This is a genomic window from Acinetobacter sp. AHP123 (genome assembly GCF_023757925.1).
GTDB classification, from domain to species: Bacteria; Pseudomonadota; Gammaproteobacteria; order Pseudomonadales; family Moraxellaceae; genus Acinetobacter; species Acinetobacter oleivorans.
On record NZ_CP092454.1, the window covers coordinates 3,052,831 to 3,069,784 of the forward strand.

Annotated in this window: 12 protein-coding genes; 4 read left to right on the top strand and 8 right to left on the bottom strand. The window is 38.0% G+C overall.

All coding sequences use genetic code 11. The features are described from left to right. Nucleotides 1–39 precede the first annotated feature (39 nt). The 7 genes from MJX77_RS14575 to MJX77_RS14605 form a co-directional block, all read right to left on the bottom strand. Nucleotides 40–2,301, bottom strand: a complete 2,262-nt coding sequence (locus MJX77_RS14575; protein WP_252059472.1) for an ATP-binding cassette domain-containing protein — start codon at nt 2,299–2,301, stop codon at nt 40–42. Between the two features lie 203 nt (nt 2,302–2,504). Further along, entirely contained in the window at nt 2,505–2,741 is a 237-nt protein-coding gene (locus tag MJX77_RS14580; protein WP_002113647.1) for a VF530 family protein, read from the bottom strand. An 879-nt stretch (nt 2,742–3,620) separates the two neighbouring features. Further along, the gene (locus MJX77_RS14585) at nt 3,621–4,271 is read right to left on the bottom strand and encodes a TetR/AcrR family transcriptional regulator (RefSeq protein ID WP_252059473.1); all 651 of its coding nucleotides are present in this window, start codon (nt 4,269–4,271) and stop codon (nt 3,621–3,623) included. 85 nt (nt 4,272–4,356) lie between these two features. After that, nucleotides 4,357–5,733, bottom strand: a complete 1,377-nt coding sequence (locus MJX77_RS14590; protein WP_252059474.1) for an MATE family efflux transporter — start codon at nt 5,731–5,733, stop codon at nt 4,357–4,359. 933 nt (nt 5,734–6,666) lie between these two features. Next, nucleotides 6,667–7,947 carry an OmpP1/FadL family transporter gene (locus tag MJX77_RS14595; RefSeq protein ID WP_252059475.1) on the bottom strand — a complete coding sequence of 427 codons (1,281 nt, stop codon included), beginning with the start codon at nt 7,945–7,947 and terminating at the stop codon, nt 6,667–6,669. A gap of 252 nt (nt 7,948–8,199) precedes the next feature. Beyond that, a complete protein-coding gene (locus MJX77_RS14600; protein WP_249666598.1) occupies nt 8,200–8,985 on the bottom strand; it encodes an SDR family NAD(P)-dependent oxidoreductase in 786 nt (261 codons plus the stop codon). Between the two features lie 78 nt (nt 8,986–9,063). Then, nucleotides 9,064–10,500, bottom strand: a complete 1,437-nt coding sequence (locus tag MJX77_RS14605; protein ID WP_249666599.1) for an efflux transporter outer membrane subunit — start codon at nt 10,498–10,500, stop codon at nt 9,064–9,066. Between the two features lie 127 nt (nt 10,501–10,627). Here MJX77_RS14605 and MJX77_RS14610 point away from each other — a divergent pair, with 127 nt between their 5' ends. The 4 genes from MJX77_RS14610 to MJX77_RS14625 all read left to right on the top strand — a co-directional run bounded on the left by MJX77_RS14610 (nt 10,628) and on the right by MJX77_RS14625 (nt 16,359). Further along, nucleotides 10,628–11,248: a TetR/AcrR family transcriptional regulator gene (locus tag MJX77_RS14610; protein ID WP_252059476.1), complete on the top strand. Its 621-nt coding sequence runs from the start codon at nt 10,628–10,630 to the stop codon at nt 11,246–11,248. A 79-nt stretch (nt 11,249–11,327) separates the two neighbouring features. Beyond that, on the top strand, nt 11,328–12,452 hold the full coding sequence (locus tag MJX77_RS14615; RefSeq protein ID WP_252059477.1) for an efflux RND transporter periplasmic adaptor subunit: 1,125 nt from the start codon (nt 11,328–11,330) through the stop codon (nt 12,450–12,452). Then, nucleotides 12,449–15,514 carry an efflux RND transporter permease subunit gene (locus tag MJX77_RS14620; protein ID WP_252059478.1) on the top strand — a complete coding sequence of 1,022 codons (3,066 nt, stop codon included), beginning with the start codon at nt 12,449–12,451 and terminating at the stop codon, nt 15,512–15,514. The genes MJX77_RS14615 and MJX77_RS14620 overlap by 4 nt, the downstream gene beginning before the upstream one ends. Before the next feature lie 38 nt (nt 15,515–15,552). Beyond that, the gene (locus MJX77_RS14625) at nt 15,553–16,359 is read left to right on the top strand and encodes an oxidoreductase (protein WP_252059479.1); all 807 of its coding nucleotides are present in this window, start codon (nt 15,553–15,555) and stop codon (nt 16,357–16,359) included. Nucleotides 16,360–16,507: 148 nt separating this feature from the next. On the opposite strand, the gene MJX77_RS14630 is transcribed toward MJX77_RS14625, so the two are convergent. After that, nucleotides 16,508–16,867: a winged helix-turn-helix transcriptional regulator gene (locus MJX77_RS14630; RefSeq protein ID WP_252059480.1), complete on the bottom strand. Its 360-nt coding sequence runs from the start codon at nt 16,865–16,867 to the stop codon at nt 16,508–16,510. Between the last annotated feature and the right edge of the window lie 87 nt (nt 16,868–16,954).

Here is a 16,954-nt window from a genome sequence, read left to right on the forward strand (position 1 = left end):
TATTTAAACTTGATTGTGCCAAGCTAGTTAATCAAATCTTTACAGCTCTAGATATTTTTTCAAATAGTGGCCTGTGAATGATTTTTCTGCTGAGAGCAAACTGGTAACAGTACCAGAGAACACCAATTCACCACCTTTGTCACCAGCTAATGGACCAATATCAATAATCCAATCTGCTTGGCTAATAATGTCTAAATTATGTTCGATAACGATGATTGTATTACCTTTTTCAACTAAGCTATTTAATAAACTAATCAATTTTGCAGTATCAGAAGGGTGTAAGCCTGTACTCGGCTCATCTAGTACAAAAATATTATCCGTTTCATTGAGCTCTTTTGAGAGTTTTAGTCTTTGCCGCTCGCCACCAGAAAAAGTATTTAAGCGTTGGCCGATTGCAATATAGTCTAACCCCAAGTTTATCAATGAATTAAATTGCTGCTGCAAATTACGATCTTCAAAAAAGTGGCTGGCTTCTGTAACAGTCATTTTCAAGATTTCAGCAATGTTTTTATCTTTATAGTGATACTTTAACACCTCTGGGGCGTATCCTGAGCCATGACAAAGGTCGCATGTCATTTCAACATCATCTAAAAATGCGAGTTCAATTTTCTCGATACCTGATCCTTTACATTGAGGACAAGCACCTTCGCTGTTAAAACTAAAGAGCTTAGCACTCACTTTATTTGCTTTGGCAAATAGTTGGCGAATCGGATCAAGAAGGTCTAGATAGGTCAGTAAATTTGACCGAATGCTTGCAGTAATTGCGGATTGATCAATCACTTTTGTTTCAGGATATTGTTGTGGTAACACTTTACTAATTAACGTACTTTTTCCAGAACCCGCAACACCTGTAATAACGCTTAGACAATTTTTGGGAATGTCGACATCAATATTTTTTAGATTGAATAAATGAGCATTTTTAATCGAAATCCATTCACAACGAATGCGGGGTATTTTCTTATAGGTATTTGGTCTTTTAAAAAACTGGCCTGTTAAACCTGATGAGTTCTTTAACTCTTCGAAAGTTCCTTGGTAAATAATTTGACCACCATTGACACCAGAAAGAGGACCCATATCAATGACATGGTCAGCTGTTCTAATAAGATCAGGGTCATGTTCAACCAGTAAAACACTATTTCCTTTATCTCTAATCTTTTGAATGATTTTAATAATATTATCTAAATCTTTTGGATGTAGCCCAATACTGGGCTCGTCAAAAATGTAGAGTAGATCAACTAGACTATTACCCAAATGTTTAACCATTTTGATTCGTTGTGATTCACCACCCGATAATGTATTGCTCACACGGTTAAGGTTTAAATAACTGAGACCAACTAAGTTTAAGTTACTCAGTTTATTAATGAGTTCATGTAAAACGGTTTCAAATTTCTCACTTTTTATGGACTCTATAAACTCTAAAAGCATTGATACAGATAGAGCTGTACATTCCGCAATATTTTTACCGTTAATCTTACAAGATAAAGATTTTTGATTAAGCCGTTGGCCTTTACATAAAGAACATTCTTTGGTTGTAATAATCTGCTCAAGTTTATTCCCATAACGATTTCTTTCCCGCGTTTCTCCTTTTAGAAAGTTACGCTCAAATCTGGTCACCAATCCTTCGTAAAGTGCAGTTTTTCTCCATTTACTTGTTGGATTCAACGGCTTGTGCTGAGGGGCATACAACAACAAGTCCCATTCTTTTTCACTATAATCTTTTAATTTTTTATCTAAATCGAAATAATCTGAATCTGCATATCGAGTCCAACGCCATGCAGTAGGTTGATAGGTAGGAAAATTGATAGCGCCTTCTTCATTTAAAGATTTATCTAAATCTAATATTTTATAAATATCAATTGTTTGTTCTAAACCAATACCTTCGCATTTTGGACACATGCCATTGGGATGATTAAAAGAAAAAACATTCGAATATCCAACAAATGGTTCACCCATACGTGAAAATAGTAAGCGAAGATTGGCATAAATATCTGTAATTGTTGAAACGGTTGAGCGGATGTTACCCGTTAAACGCTTTTGATTAATAATGACAGGTACATTTAGATTCTCAATTTTATCAACGTCTGCCACGCCAAAATGCTGTAAACGATTACGGACAAAACTATCTTGAGTTTCATTAATTTGTCTTTGAGCTTCTGCGCCAATGGTTTCAAAAACTAAAGAAGATTTACCTGAGCCAGAAACTCCAGTAAAGACAACAATTTCATGTTTTGGGATTTTTAATGAAATATTTTTAAGGTTATTTTGTCTGGCTCCATAAATATTTATTGTTCTTTTAGTCATGTGTGATCACTTGAACTTAGGGATTTATAGTAAAAGTAAAATAAAATTTATAAAAAGCGTGTAGATGTTTCTTAAATGAATTGTTTAAATATTCAACTTATAGGGCTTAATTGTTAGGAAGCTATAAATACCATATTTTCATACTAAAGAAGAGTGGTGGCAGTCCACCACTAATTAAAATACTGAAGCTAGAGTTTTGATCGCTACGATTTCTGTTTGGCTTTTTGGCGTAAGACATACAAATATAAGCTTTCTACTTTTTCACGTGCCCATGGTGTGGTACGTAAGAATCGTAATGATGATTTAATACTTGGATCTATGCAAAAACATCTAATTTCAATTTTACGACTTAAGCCTTCAAATCCACCGTAGTAATCCAATAATTCATCCAAAATGTCAGCAAGTTTTTTGCCGTGTAAAGGGTCATTGGAGGCGTTCATAATAGATCAACAATATTTTTGGAGTCCATTATTATAACCTGAGCTAGTTAGAAAATGAGAGGAATTGCGAAAACACATCCCGAAGTATATTAGGCTGTAATTGATTATCGAAACTGGCTGATGTGATGGAAATCTAAAGAATAGCTGTATACACGTACTATATCAGTTTTTCTAAGCCTGCAAAGGGTGTTTTTAAAATATATTTATAAATTTCAATAACATATAAAATATTCTATGTATTGAAATTTAGACTAAGCAAATTAATAACTTTAATGCTCAAAAGGCGATTTAGGGAAAGAAATCTGTATCGCAGTAACAAGTAGCCAAAAATAAAGCCCGTAAAGGTGATAAAGCGGTAAGTGGCTTACGCGTTCTAACTAGGGCAAATTAAAAATCTAATGACATTTTGTAGAAGGCTGCCTAGAGTGTTTTTCTGGCTAAGATTAGAAATAGGGTTAGTCAATTTAAGTCGCTAAGCGTGCTAAGTCCTAGTAAGTTGCTTGAGCAACAGATACAGTTGGGCAAGCTTTTAATAATTCAGTGTAGTGAAGTATAAACGGCGTAGTAACAATGCAGAGTAGCCAGAGCCTTATATATGGTAGGTTTCCAAATCTTCTACTGCATTTATGTTCACCTGAAATCTACTTCATATAATTCTGAATTAAAAATTTAAAAATTTTCAAAAGCTTAATCGTATGGAATTGAATATTAAAATTTTATAGCTTCATGAACCTGACAAAAGTAACTAACTATATTTCTATTTCAATTATCATAAAGCTTAGAACGTCTCATAAAAGTTTGAATTACTAAATCTTAAAGATGGACTATTCAATTGAAATATTAGTTAATCCATCGAACTAAATTTTCAATTTAAACTATTTAGTCACTGCCACCATGAGCGGCAATAAACATATTTACAGCTGATTGGCAGTAGGATTGGATTTCGTTATCGTCCTTTGCATTAGTCTCATCAAAGCCTGAAATAGTTAGGAGATTAGAACCAGTAAAAAATGCGGAAAATAGTCGAGCAGATTGAAAAGTGTTAGGTACATTCAGAATTACATTTGTGTCTAACTGATGTAACAGGGCTTCTATTTGAGTGATGATATGGTTGGTTACGGTTTCGTAATAAAGCTTAATTAACGGCTTATGGTTGGTCTGGTCGGCTATGATTATGGCCTCAAGGCTACGAATGTCGGAGCTTAATAGTGTACGAAGTATAGATGATCCTGCTGACATAAGCTGTTCTTCAGCCGAACCGTTGGCATTTTTAAAAAGAACCTGCTTAGTAAACCTTTGGCAACGATCTGCAATGACAGCCTTGAAAAGTGCTTCTTTATTCTCGAAGTGTCGATAAATAGTTATTTTGGATACCTTTGCACACTGAGCGACCTTTTCCATAGTCGTTCCGTGAAAACCCAATTTAACAAAGAGTTTATACGCCTCATTAACTATCGTTTTGTTAATTGTCTGATTGATAGGTCGACCACGTTGACCCTGTTTGTTTTTTGTCATAACGATTATAGTCATTAATAGTTTCCTAATTCATAAATTGAATACTTCGAAGTGTCGAAAACAGGATTCAGAAGATTTATGTTGGCTTTTAAAAGTTCTATTAAATAGAGCCATGTTTATTTTTTATAAGGTTTACTAGACAAGATACTAAACCAAATGCCAAAGCACTTAGCGCTAGAATCTGAAAGAATGTTGATAGGCCAACGTTAAAATGTAATACAGCAATACTTCCAATAAATACGGCAATGATCATTCTAATTGTGCCTGCTATAAGGGGGCCTAATAATTGCTTTGTGCCTTGACCAGCAAAATAAATTGCCATACCAATTCCTATAGCTCCATAAAACGGTGCTACATGCTGTAAGTATGTTATTCCAGTTTGTATAACTATTTGATCATTACTAAAAAGTTTGAGCCATAGGGAGGGAAAAATGCTAAAGAAAAGACCTATTGAACCAGTGATTAGGAAACTAATAAAAGCTCCAACCCATGTTATATATTGGGCTCTTTGGAATTGTCCAGCGCCATAGTTAATCCCTACCATCGTCATAATGGCTGAACCAATACCAAACATTAGTGGAATTTGTATATAGTCCAAACGGGAAGCAATACCGTATCCTGCAATTGCATTAGATCCAAATTGACCTACTAAAGTTGTGATAATAATCACTGTTAAATTAACTTGAATTACCCCAATTGCGGATAGTGAACCAACCCCGAGAATCTCTTTAAAAAATTGTGGATGGATAGGTTTTCTAGATAAGTTGATAATGCTATTTGCCGCACGCATGTGCTTAATCAAATATATAAGAGCGAAAATATAATAACTTATCACAGCCAATCCAGCGCCAGTGACACCAAATGAAGGAATAAATCCCCAGCCAAAAATTAAAAGAGGTGACATTGGTAGAAGTAGTACACCACCTATCAATGTAATACGAGCTGGAGTTTTTGTATCACCTGCACCACGTAATGATGCTGATAGTAACGCTACAGCCCATATGAGAGGTGAACCTAGGAAGATAATATTGGAATATTTTAATGCTGCATCTAAGGCTAAATCAGTAACTCCCATTAAATGATATAAGATCGGACCAAAAGTGAGCATTACAATAGAAAAAAATCCTCCAAAAATACCAGCAAGAATGACACCGTGCCAGACAAGCGTTTGGACATCATCTAAACGACCTGCTCCAGAAGCTCGTGCAATTGCTGAAGCTAAACCACCACCAAATCCACCATTCGCCAGCATTTGCATAAGCATAAGAATTGGAAACACAACGGCTACACCTGCCATTACACTAGTTCCAAGTGAACTTACGAAATATGTTTCTAATAATCCAATCAATGTCTGTATGAAAAGAACAGTTATAGTTGGTAAAGCAAGTTTTAACATTGTGGGGGTAATTGGCCCAGTTAAGATTGCATGATTTAAATCTTGTTTATTTAATGATTGGCGTACAGATCGTGCTTGCATAACAGACTCTCGCTTAATAAATTCTCGTTCATGGCTACAAATAAGACTGTCTTGAATTTTGAGCCTGCCAAACGCCTCTCAGAGATTTATAAACTGCCAAAACAGCAAAGGCTGAATCAATTTGTGTTTGAAGTTTTTTCTATCTGAAAATTTAAAAGATTTGGCAAATACCGTTAAGACAGTGAGAGTTTTAGATAACATATTTACCAAATGCTTGTTGTGACTATATTAGAATATAGTCACTATTTGTCAATGGTAATAGATCGATTTAAACCGTAATTTTCAAAAATGGATTAAATAAAAATATGATTTTTGAATAGAAAGTTATCTTTTTTAACGTAAGGGGGAAAAGGTCAAGAGATGAGAGATCAAATCCTGAAGGCTGCTATAAAGTACTTAGCCGATATGGGTATGAAAAAACTACAGATTTTTTAAAAAGATATTTATTAAATCTGAAATTAAATCTATATGGTATTGTTTTTTTAAATAGTTTTTGTAGGGTGGGAGCAAGAAAAGTATTGCACGAAATGATATGGCTTTATAATTTAAAAAAGAATTGAATTTCTGGAGCAGGCAAATCGATTTGCTTGGTGATCAAACCTTATTTGTAGCTATTTTATAACAGAGGATTAATAATAAACCCCACTGTACTAAGACTGTTTTCTGATCTTATATGAATAAATTTATCATCTTAATAGAGTTGTGACTTTTTTTAGTTTTGGTTACTTATTCAAAAAATACAAGACTGCAGTACTAATATGTTTTAGCTCATAATCCATATACTACAATATATCTAATTCCATTATTTTCGTTGAATAAATTTAATAGACTGAGACCTGTACGTTACAGAACTCAGTCAGTCTTAAAAGCCGTTAAATCAAGCCAGCTAATTTTAAGATTTAGGCCATTTAAATATTTTTTCACTATCAATTATTAGAACTTGTAGCCCATTTTTAATCCATATGCGATAGCATAATTATCTTTAAACTCCGCTACATAATTTGGCGTATCAAATTGCGCACTAGTTTGTAATTTAGCATCGCCTAACCAAAAATATTTCACCCCACCTGAAATGAATGTCTGTGGCGTTGGACTGAATTGCATACCTAAGCCAAGATTCCAATAACCTTCTGTCGGTCCTAATGCAGTCACAGGGTTACCTGCTCCAGAATCCCAACCTATAGAAATGTTTCCTGCCCATTGATCACTTAATTTACGGCCTATACCAATATTTGCTGACCATTGGTCATCACTATATGCAGTTAGATCAAATCCATTTGGTTTACCAACTGAGGGTCCTGCGACTTCTGAAGCTATACCGAATGCATAAGGGCGGATTGTGAAATCCTTCCAGTTCACCCAGCGCACATTTGCAAATGCAACTGTATTCGACATGATACCTGTTTGAAAATCTAGATTAACAGATTGAGGCGTAGTAATTTTTGTTTGCTCCAAGCCATTATTCATATTAATAAAAGTACCGATATTTTGCCCTAATGTTGCAATAGAGCTCTCATTAATTGTCATTTCATGATCAATTTCAGAGCGATAAGTAACAGATGCTTTTAATGCAATTTCTGGAATTTGATATGCAATACCAGCCAACCAGCCCACACCGCCAGTTTCTTTAATGTTGAGATTATATCCACCAAAGCTGTTATTACCACCAAATGCTAAGCCACGAAATTGAGCATCACCTTCAATTGTTTGGTAAACGGGACCTGCATAAAAATTAAAATTTTCATTAGGTTGGTAGCCAAGCAGCAATGAAATACTTTGAGTTTTTACTTCAACTTCCAGTGACTCTTTCCCATTATGAAATAGACCTAAGCCACCTGCAGCAGCTGATGCAGGGTCAGAGAGCGAATAAGTAACATCGGCGCCAAATGGTCGATCGTAAATTAGACCAAAAGAGAAATAGTCTGTTAATTGTAGTTTTAGCGCAGCGCTAGGGAAGTAATAATCATCCCCCATATCGCTAATATTTGTATTTTGTAAACCAATCACGCTTGGTGGCGTTGCATTTGGTGAATATTCACTGCGCACTTTACCTGAAACGTGTGGATCTAATATCGAAATACCTGCTTCAAAGTAATTACCGGGTTGTAAGAATGCCGAGATAGACTGACCTGAACGATCTAGAGATGCAGCAGATACCTCTGTCATAGGTAAAATTACTAAAATAATTGCTGTAGTTAATGTTTTCAATTTCATTTTATATCTTTCCTTGAAGTGAAAATGTGTGTTAGACGTTTTGTGTTCATATTTCTTGGAGAGTTCAGGTAGTCGAAGGCATTATTCGTATAGACATACGTTTAATCCACCGATTGAGCTGTAACTCCACATCATTTTGTATGGGCACTATCAATCAATAAGATGTGCAATCCTTGGCTAACTCTTTTTTAAGCTTATGAGTTAGACAGAAAGGTTGGCTACACAGTGAAATGAGTAACTAGCCTAACGAGACTAAACTCCCATCACGGTAGCCATGATGGTCTGGTGTAACCAACGTGGAGTTGCCCAAGCGAGGATGGCAATTGCTTTATTGCCAAACCCTGGCACTACGCTCATACGGCCGGCTTGAAGTGCCTGAATTCCCGCCTGAACTACGGGCTTGGGCTGCATCATGATCATTTTTAAGGCCGGCGTTAATTTTTGTTTGGCTCCAGCCGCAAACCCTGTATCTGATAGGCCTGGGCACAGTGCTGTAACGACGACGCCATCCTTTTTGAACTCACGATGGAGTGCATCGGAAAACTTTAGTACATAGGCTTTAGCAGCGGAGTACACAGCAAAATTCTTGACGCCCTGATACGAAAGCAAGCTAGCCACCATTAATATGCTGCCTTTTTTTCTTGCACGCATGTCTTCGCCAAATAGGCGGGTCATTGCTGTCAAGCTGCGGATGTCCAGATCGATCATTGCTAATGAATGATCTAGAGACTCATCCAAAAATGGACCTTGCAGTCCATGGCCTGCGTTATTGATCAAAACATCAACTACAATATCTCTTTCACGTAAGCGCTGATGTAATGCAGTAACTGCGGGAATAGAGGAAAGATCAACTTGTTCAACAATGACTTCAATATTGAAGTTTTGGCGTAACTCCGTAGCGATGGATTCAAGTTTAGTCAAGGTACGTGCTACTAAGATTAGCGAGCGACCCTGTGCTGCGTATTGTTTGGCAAACTCGATACCAAAACCGCTTGATGCACCAGTCACAAGGACCCAAGAATTATTTTTTTCTGTCATGTCACTTACTCCGGTTTGCTATAACAATTTAAATTACTTTTCATCACTCATACTCATTCAGTTATTTGAAATTTGATTTTAATAATCAGTTGGTTGCCAGCCGCCACCTAGTGATTTGTAAACTGCTACAGCTGCAAGGGCCGAATCAGTTCGTGCTTGAAGTTTTCTATCTGAAAATTGCAAAGCGTTTGAATCTGCTTGTAATACTTCTATTCGACTGTTAATTCCTTTCTGGTAAGCAATTAAAGCAATTTTCTGTGCATGCTTTAATGCATTTTCTCCATCTTGAAGAGCCATTAACTGTTCTTGTCGTTTGGACAAAGTTGATAATGAGTTTTCTACATCTTCCGCTGCATGTAAGACGGCTAATTGGTAGGCTGCGAGCTTTTCGGCTTCTTGGCCCTTGGCTAAGCGAATTTCTGCATTAATTCGACCAAAATCAAATAAGCGCCAACGCAAACCTAATAAGCCCGCAGCTTGATTCGCACCACTTGAAAATAAGTTTCCACTTGCTGTGGTTGTACTACCTATCAAACCGCCTAGAGAGACCTTTGGATAATATTCTGCAATCGCACTGCCAATGCGTGCATTTGAAGCCGCCAATTGTCTTTCAGCCATGATGAGATCTGGTCTTCTACGTAAAAGATCACGAGGTGTTCCGGTTTCTGTAATCTGAGGAATAACTGGAATTGGTTTTACTTCTGCTAGTTCTGCTCGATGAGTTCCCGGTACGGTTCCAAGCATGACATCGAGGGCATTCATAGCAATGTCTAGATTCATTCCAAGAACAGGAACAACAGCTTGAACTTGAGCGACGTTCGCTTTGGCTTGTTTGACTTGAAATTCGGAAGCTAATCCTTTGCTGTATAAAAGATTAATAGTTGAAAGAAGTTGTTGTTGGGTTTGTAATTGTTGATGGGCAATATCTAGCCGAGATTGTAAGCCACGAATATTAATATAGATATTGGCAGTTTGAGCTGCAACCATTAAACGGACGGCTGAGGCTCCTGCGTTTGAAGACTGATAATTTGCAAGAGCAGCTTCACGATCTCTGCGAAGGCCTCCAAAAATATCTAACTCCCAAGTTGCACTTAAATTTGCCTCATAAGAACTACCATGTCGGTCAAAATCTGGCATTGAATTTAAAACTTGTCCCAAGGGTGTTTCAACAGATTGATAAACTTTAGCTGCTTGTGCGCCAACAGTACCTATTGGTTGTAAAGAGGCATTAGCTGCCGATAATCCAGCCTGAGCTTGAGTCACTCGAGTATATGCTTGGGTCAGATCAAGATTTTGTTTTAACGCTAATGTGACATATCGAGTAAGTTGAGGATCGTTAAAACTTTGCCACCATATGGCAATATCTGTTTTGCTATTGTCATTAGATGATTTTAACGGTGTGCCAATGTATTGCTCGGGTAGAGATATATTAGGGCGTTTATAATTAGGACCTACAGTACACGCAGTAAGAGTACTTACGATGATGGGTAGGAGAACGATAGATCTAGATAACATATTTCCCCCGAGGCGAGATTTTGAACAATAGTTTAATTGTGACTATAATACAATTTAGTCACTAGTTGTCAATATTATTTCGCAAGAGTTAAACTGCCACTTCCAGATAAAGGTTTAAATTGAAAATATGAGTAAAGAAAAAAGTAGTTATCCTGTTTCAAAGCGAGGACCAGAAGATCATGATGTAAGAGATCAAATCCTGAGTGCTGCTACAGAGCATTTCAGCCGCTATGGTTATGAGAAAACCACAGTTTCTGATCTTGCAAAATCTATAGGTTTTTCAAAAGCTTATATTTATAAATTTTTTGAATCTAAACAAGCGATTGGCGAAATGATATGTGCTAATTGTTTACGTGAAATTGAAGATGAAGTTAATACAGCTATTAATGAAGCTGAGTATCCCGCAGAAAAATTAAGGGTGTTATTTAAAGTAATTGTTGAAGCAAGCCTTCGTTTATTTTCTCAAGAGCGTAAGCTTTATGAAATTGCTGCTTCTGCTGCTTCCGAGAAATGGGATGCTACAGTCGCTTATGAAAATCGAACTCTTAAAGTACTACAAAACATTATTCAAGAAGGTCGTCAATCTGGTGATTTTGAAAGAAAAACTCCAATTGATGAAGCAGTTAAGGCTATTTATTTAGTTATGAGACCCTATCTGCACCCACTACTTTTACAACATAGTATTTCATATAACACCGATGCTCCTGTCTTGCTTTCTAGTCTTGTACTAAGAAGTTTATCGCCATAATAGATTGGTGACTATTGACTAAATTGGTCACTTGATTAAAAATGAGTCTCCTGATTAATTTCTTAAGGGGGGCTCAAATATGCTTTATCGTCGCCTTATTCCGTTTACAGCAATATGTATATTTCCTTTTTTCTTGCTCGGTTGTGCTGAAAATACGCAATCTGACCCCCGTACTTCTGCTCCATTAGTACGAGTCGCAACTGTACAAGACGAAATCACTTCTGATTCAAGAGCATTCACAGGCACGATAGGGGCACGGGTAGAAAGTGATCTGGGTTTTCGTGTCTCTGGTAAAGTCATCAAACGATTTGTTGAAGCAGGGCAGACAGTAAAGCGCGGTCAGTTACTGATGCGTATTGATCCGGTCGATTTAGAACTTGCTGCCAAAGCCCAGCAGGAAGCTGTGGATGCAGCTAGAGCGCGTGCTGAGCAAGCTCATAAAGATGAAGCTCGCTATCGTGATTTGAGTGGAAGTGGAGCTATCTCTGCTTCAGCTTATGATCAAATTAAAGCTGCGGCAGATACAGCAAGAGCACAGCTAAATTCTGCCCAAGCCCAGGCAAAGGTCGCTTTAAATGCGAGTCATTATGCCGATTTAATTGCGGATGGTGATGGTACGATTATGGAAACACTGGTCGAACCAGGTCAGGTTGTCAGTGCGGGTCAAACAGTCATTCGCTTAGCTCATTCTGGTCAAAGAGAAGCAATCATTCAGCTTCCAGAAACATTACGTCCTGCAATAGGCGCCATTGGTCAAGCCACACTATTTGGTAAAGAAAATATAAATGTCCCAGCTAAACTTAGACAATTATCAAATACAGCAGATCAACTCACTCGTACTTTTGAAGCCCGTTTCGTCTTAGAAGGTGATTTAGCAAATGCTCCTTTAGGTTCAACGGTTACTGTACGTATTTCCAATCAAAATCAGAGTTCACAACATTTTTTACAAGTGCCAGTCGGTTCCTTACTTGATAAGGGTAAGGGAGCTGGAGTCTGGGTAATTAATGGAAAAACTCAGAAAGTAACGTGGCGTCCTGTTGTTGTTAAGCAGCTTGATGATGAATATGCCTATGTTACTGGCAATATTCAAAGTGGAGATCGAATTGTTGCTTTAGGTGCGCATTTGCTTCGAGAAGGTGAATTGGTACGTATTGCCTCACAAGCGAGTCATCCTTCAGTTGGAAATGAAGGGGACCACTCATGAGTGAAAAAGGTTTTAACTTATCGGCCCTTGCTGTTCGGGAACGCGGTATCACGCTATTTCTGATTTTTTTGATTTCAATTGCTGGCATCGTTGCTTTTTTCAAGTTAGGTCGAGCCGAAGATCCAGCTTTTACAGTGAAGGTTATGACCATTGTGACGGCTTGGCCTGGAGCAACTTCTCAAGAGATGCAAGATCAAGTTGCTGAAAAAATCGAAAAACGGATGCAGGAGCTGCGTTGGTACGATCGAACAGAAACTTATACCAGACCCGGCTTGGCTTTTACGACACTGACTTTACTTGATAGTACCCCACCATCACAGGTTCAGGAGGAATTTTATCAGGCAAGGAAGAAAGTAAATGACGAGATGAGCAACTTACCTGCCGGTGTAATTGGACCCCTTGTTAATGATGAATATGCAGATGTAACTTTTGCTTTATATTCATTAAAGGCAAAAAATGAAGCACAAAGATTATTGGTCCGTGATGCAGAAACAATTCGACAGCAGTTACTTCATGTGCCGGGCGTAAAGAAAGTCAATATTATTGGTGAGCAATCTGAACGTATCTATATTGAATTTTCACATGAGCGTTTGGCAACACTAGGCGTAAATCCGCAAGATGTATTTGCTGCGCTGAATAATCAGAATGTGCTTACTCCTGCGGGTTCCATTGAAACTAAGGGTCCTCAAGTTTTTGTCAGATTAGATGGTGCTTTTGACAAGTTACAAAAAATTCGTGACACCCCAATAACGGCTCAAGGTCGCACCTTGAAATTGTCAGATATTGCGACAGTTAAACGTGGCACTGAAGATCCTGCAACATTCATGATTCGTAATGGTGGGGAACCGACCTTACTGTTAGGGGTAGTGATGCGCGAAGGATGGAATGGCTTAGATCTTGGTAAATCATTAGAGAAAGAAGTCAGTTCCATCAACGAAGATTTACCTTTAGGCATTAGTTTAAACAAAGTGACTGATCAGGCAGTCAATATTAGCTCATCGGTAGATGAGTTCATGATTAAGTTCTTTGCAGCATTGCTTGTGGTTATGTTTGTAAGCTTTATTAGTATGGGCTGGCGCGTTGGCGTCGTGGTTGCGATGGCTGTACCACTCACATTAGCTATTGTTTTTGTAGTGATGTTGGCAACGGGTAAAAACTTTGACCGGATTACACTTGGCTCTCTTATTCTTGCTTTAGGGCTTTTAGTTGATGATGCTATTATTGCGATTGAAATGATGGTCGTAAAAATGGAAGAGGGCTTTAGTCGTATAGCAGCTTCCGCCTATGCATGGAGCCATACGGCAGCGCCGATGCTTTCTGGAACATTAGTCACCGCTGTTGGGTTCATGCCAAATGGTTTTGCTCGATCTAGTGCGGGTGAATACACCAGCAATATGTTTTGGATTGTTGGTATTGCACTTATTGCCTCATGGATTGTTGCTGTAGTTTTTACACCTTATTTGGGTGTGAAAATGTTGCCTGATTTTAAAAAAATTGAAGGTGGCCATACTGCAATTTATGACACACCAAGATATAACCGTTTCCGTCAAATTCTTGAACGCGTGATTGCGCGTAAATGGATTGTTGCCGGTAGTGTAATCGGATTATTTGTTTTAGCCGTCGGTGGAATGGCATTGGTGAAAAAACAATTTTTTCCAATCTCTGACCGACCTGAAGTACTTGTTGAAGTACAGATGCCTTATGGTACATCGATTACGCAAACAAGTGCTGCGACAGCAAAAGTTGAAGCTTGGTTATCTAAGCAACATGAAGCAAAGATTGTGACATCGTATATTGGTCAAGGTGCACCTCGTTTTTATTTTTCGATGGGGCCTGAGTTACCAGATCCATCCTTTGCCAAGATTGTGGTACGAACTGACAATCAAGAAGAACGTGAAGCCTTAAAACACCGCTTAAGACAAGCTATTTCAAATGGACTTGCAACTGAGGCACAGCTACGTGTAACTCAACTTGTGTTTGGACCCTATTCGCCATATCCAGTGGCTTACCGAGTTTCAGGTCCTGATCCAGAAAAATTACATGTGATTGCAGCTCAGGTTCAGCAAATTATGAATGCTAGCCCAATGATGCGAACTGTAAATACGGACTGGGGAACTCGTGTGCCAGCCCTACATTTCACCTTGGAACAAGACCGTCTACAAGCAGTTGGTCTCACATCAAGTTCAGTCGCACAGCAATTACAGTTTTTGTTAACTGGTATTCCAATTACATCTGTGCGTGAAGATATTCGTACAGTGCAAGTTGTTGCTCGTTCAGCAGGTGATATCAGGCTAGACCCTGCAAAAATTGGTGATTTCACACTGACTGGTGCAAATGGGCAACGTATTCCTTTAGCACAAATTGGCAAAATTGAAGTACGGATGGAAGAACCTGTTATCCGACGTCGAGATCGGGTGCCAACAATGACCGTTCGTGGAGATATTGCTGAAGGATTACAACCACCGGATGTATCTACTGCAATTACCAAACAGCTTCAACCAGTCATTAAAGATTTACCAAAGGGTTATCAGATTGTAGAGGCGGGTTCTATTGAGGAGTCAGGTAAAGCCACTAAAGCCATGCTTCCTATTTTTCCAATCATGTTAGCCATGACTCTACTCATTATCATTCTTCAAGTGAGGTCTATCGCTGCAATGATTATGGTGTTTTTAACCAGCCCGTTGGGATTAATCGGTGTTGTGCCAACGCTTCTGTTATTTCAGCAGCCCTTTGGTATTAATGCATTAGTCGGGTTGATTGCATTGTCTGGAATCTTGATGCGTAACACGCTCATCTTAATTGGACAGATTCAGCAAAACAAAGAAGCTGGGCTTGATCCATTGAATGCGGTAGTTGAGGCCACAGTACAACGCGCCAGACCTGTAATTTTGACAGCTTTAGCAGCTATTTTAGCTTTCATTCCTCTGACTCACTCAGTGTTTTGGGGAACGCTTGCTTACACACTCATTGGCGGAACCCTTGCAGGAACCATTTTGACTTTGGTTTTCCTGCCCGCAATGTATTCAATCTGGTTCAAGATCGGGGCTAAACCAGCAGTTTAATGATCAGATTTTCAAATTTAAAAGTTATTGGAGTTCGTATGTCAAACTCAAAAGTGGTTGTAATTACAGGTGTTTCATCTGGCATTGGGCACGTTACAGCAGAAAAATTTGCTAAACTCGGCCATAAAGTTTTCGGTACAGTCAGAAATAAACTCAAAGCTCAACCTATAGAAGGCGTTGAGCTTGTCGAGATGGATGTGTCAGATGAAGACTCTGTCCAACTCGGGATTCATTCTATTATTGATAAAGCTGGGCATATTGATATTTTAGTTAATAATGCTGGAGCAAGCTTAATTGGCGCAGTAGAGGAGACCTCGATAAAAGAAGCCGAATTTTTATTTAACACTAATGTATTTAGTATTCTTCGTACGACACAAGCAGTATTGCCTTATATGCGAATACAGCATTTTGGAAGAATTATAAATGTTAGTTCAGTATTGGGTTTCCTTCCTTCACCGTATATGGGACTGTATTCAGCTACTAAACATGCAGTTGAGGGGCTATCTGAGTCTTTAGATCATGAGCTTCGCCAATTTGGAATTCGTGTATCCATTGTTCAGCCTTCGTTCACTAAAACAAATTTAGACAAGAACACACCCAGCGTAAGTTCAAAAATTCCTGAATACAATAATGAGCGTGATCTCGCTAGTCGTGCCGTATTGAAACAGATTGATCAAGCACCTCAGCCCGATGGCGTTGCTGATACAATTGTTAAAGCAGCACTCAATGATTGGCAAATGCGCTGTACACCTTCTGGACAAGCATCTTTGTTAAGCAAATTGCGTCGATTTATGCCGAGTGGTCCGGTTGATAAAAATATTAGAAAGACTTTTGGTTTGAAATAAATTTTGAACTCTTTATAAAAAGATCTAAATTTTTTATTTAGATCTTTTTATAAAATAACCCTATCTTGTTACTAAAAAATAGTGTCAAAAAAGTGGCGAATCAAGCGAGTCTAAAACCTGAATATACAATAATCTATATATTTTCAAGTCAGTTTTGCACTATGTCTGAACTCGGCTGATTTTCTAATAATTCGGATAAATTATTTTCAAGCCAGCTAGTTAAATCAAAGAGTCGTTCAGAAGCCTCTCGCCCAAAATCTGTTAATTGATAGTCTACACGAGGCGGTATTTCTGCATAATCCTGACGTAAGATAAAACCATCGTTTTCAAGTGTTTTTAAGGTTTGTGCCAACATCTTTTCACTAATGCCATCAATAATTTTCTTTAACTCATTAAAACGCAGACGTTGGTCTCTGAGCGCTACTAAAATTAAAACACTCCAACGGCTAGTGAGAGTCAACAAAATTTTTCGAGAGGGACAATTTGCTGCGAAAACATAACCTTTCATCGTATATGACCTTAACTACAAAACTTTACATTTATTTCTAAACTTACTTTTAGGTAAGTACTTACTTTTAGTAAGTTATGGTACTAC

Coding starts and splice junctions, on each gene's coding strand:
- MJX77_RS14575 (WP_252059472.1), bottom strand. CDS start 2,301: ATGACTAAAAGAACAATAAATATTTATGGAGCCAGACAAAATAACCTT.
- MJX77_RS14580 (WP_002113647.1), bottom strand. CDS start 2,741: ATGAACGCCTCCAATGACCCTTTACACGGCAAAAAACTTGCTGACATT.
- MJX77_RS14585 (WP_252059473.1), bottom strand. CDS start 4,271: ATGACTATAATCGTTATGACAAAAAACAAACAGGGTCAACGTGGTCGA.
- MJX77_RS14590 (WP_252059474.1), bottom strand. CDS start 5,733: ATGCAAGCACGATCTGTACGCCAATCATTAAATAAACAAGATTTAAAT.
- MJX77_RS14595 (WP_252059475.1), bottom strand. CDS start 7,947: ATGAAATTGAAAACATTAACTACAGCAATTATTTTAGTAATTTTACCT.
- MJX77_RS14600 (WP_249666598.1), bottom strand. CDS start 8,985: ATGACAGAAAAAAATAATTCTTGGGTCCTTGTGACTGGTGCATCAAGC.
- MJX77_RS14605 (WP_249666599.1), bottom strand. CDS start 10,500: ATGTTATCTAGATCTATCGTTCTCCTACCCATCATCGTAAGTACTCTT.
- MJX77_RS14610 (WP_252059476.1), top strand. CDS start 10,628: ATGAGTAAAGAAAAAAGTAGTTATCCTGTTTCAAAGCGAGGACCAGAA.
- MJX77_RS14615 (WP_252059477.1), top strand. CDS start 11,328: ATGCTTTATCGTCGCCTTATTCCGTTTACAGCAATATGTATATTTCCT.
- MJX77_RS14620 (WP_252059478.1), top strand. CDS start 12,449: ATGAGTGAAAAAGGTTTTAACTTATCGGCCCTTGCTGTTCGGGAACGC.
- MJX77_RS14625 (WP_252059479.1), top strand. CDS start 15,553: ATGTCAAACTCAAAAGTGGTTGTAATTACAGGTGTTTCATCTGGCATT.
- MJX77_RS14630 (WP_252059480.1), bottom strand. CDS start 16,867: ATGAAAGGTTATGTTTTCGCAGCAAATTGTCCCTCTCGAAAAATTTTG.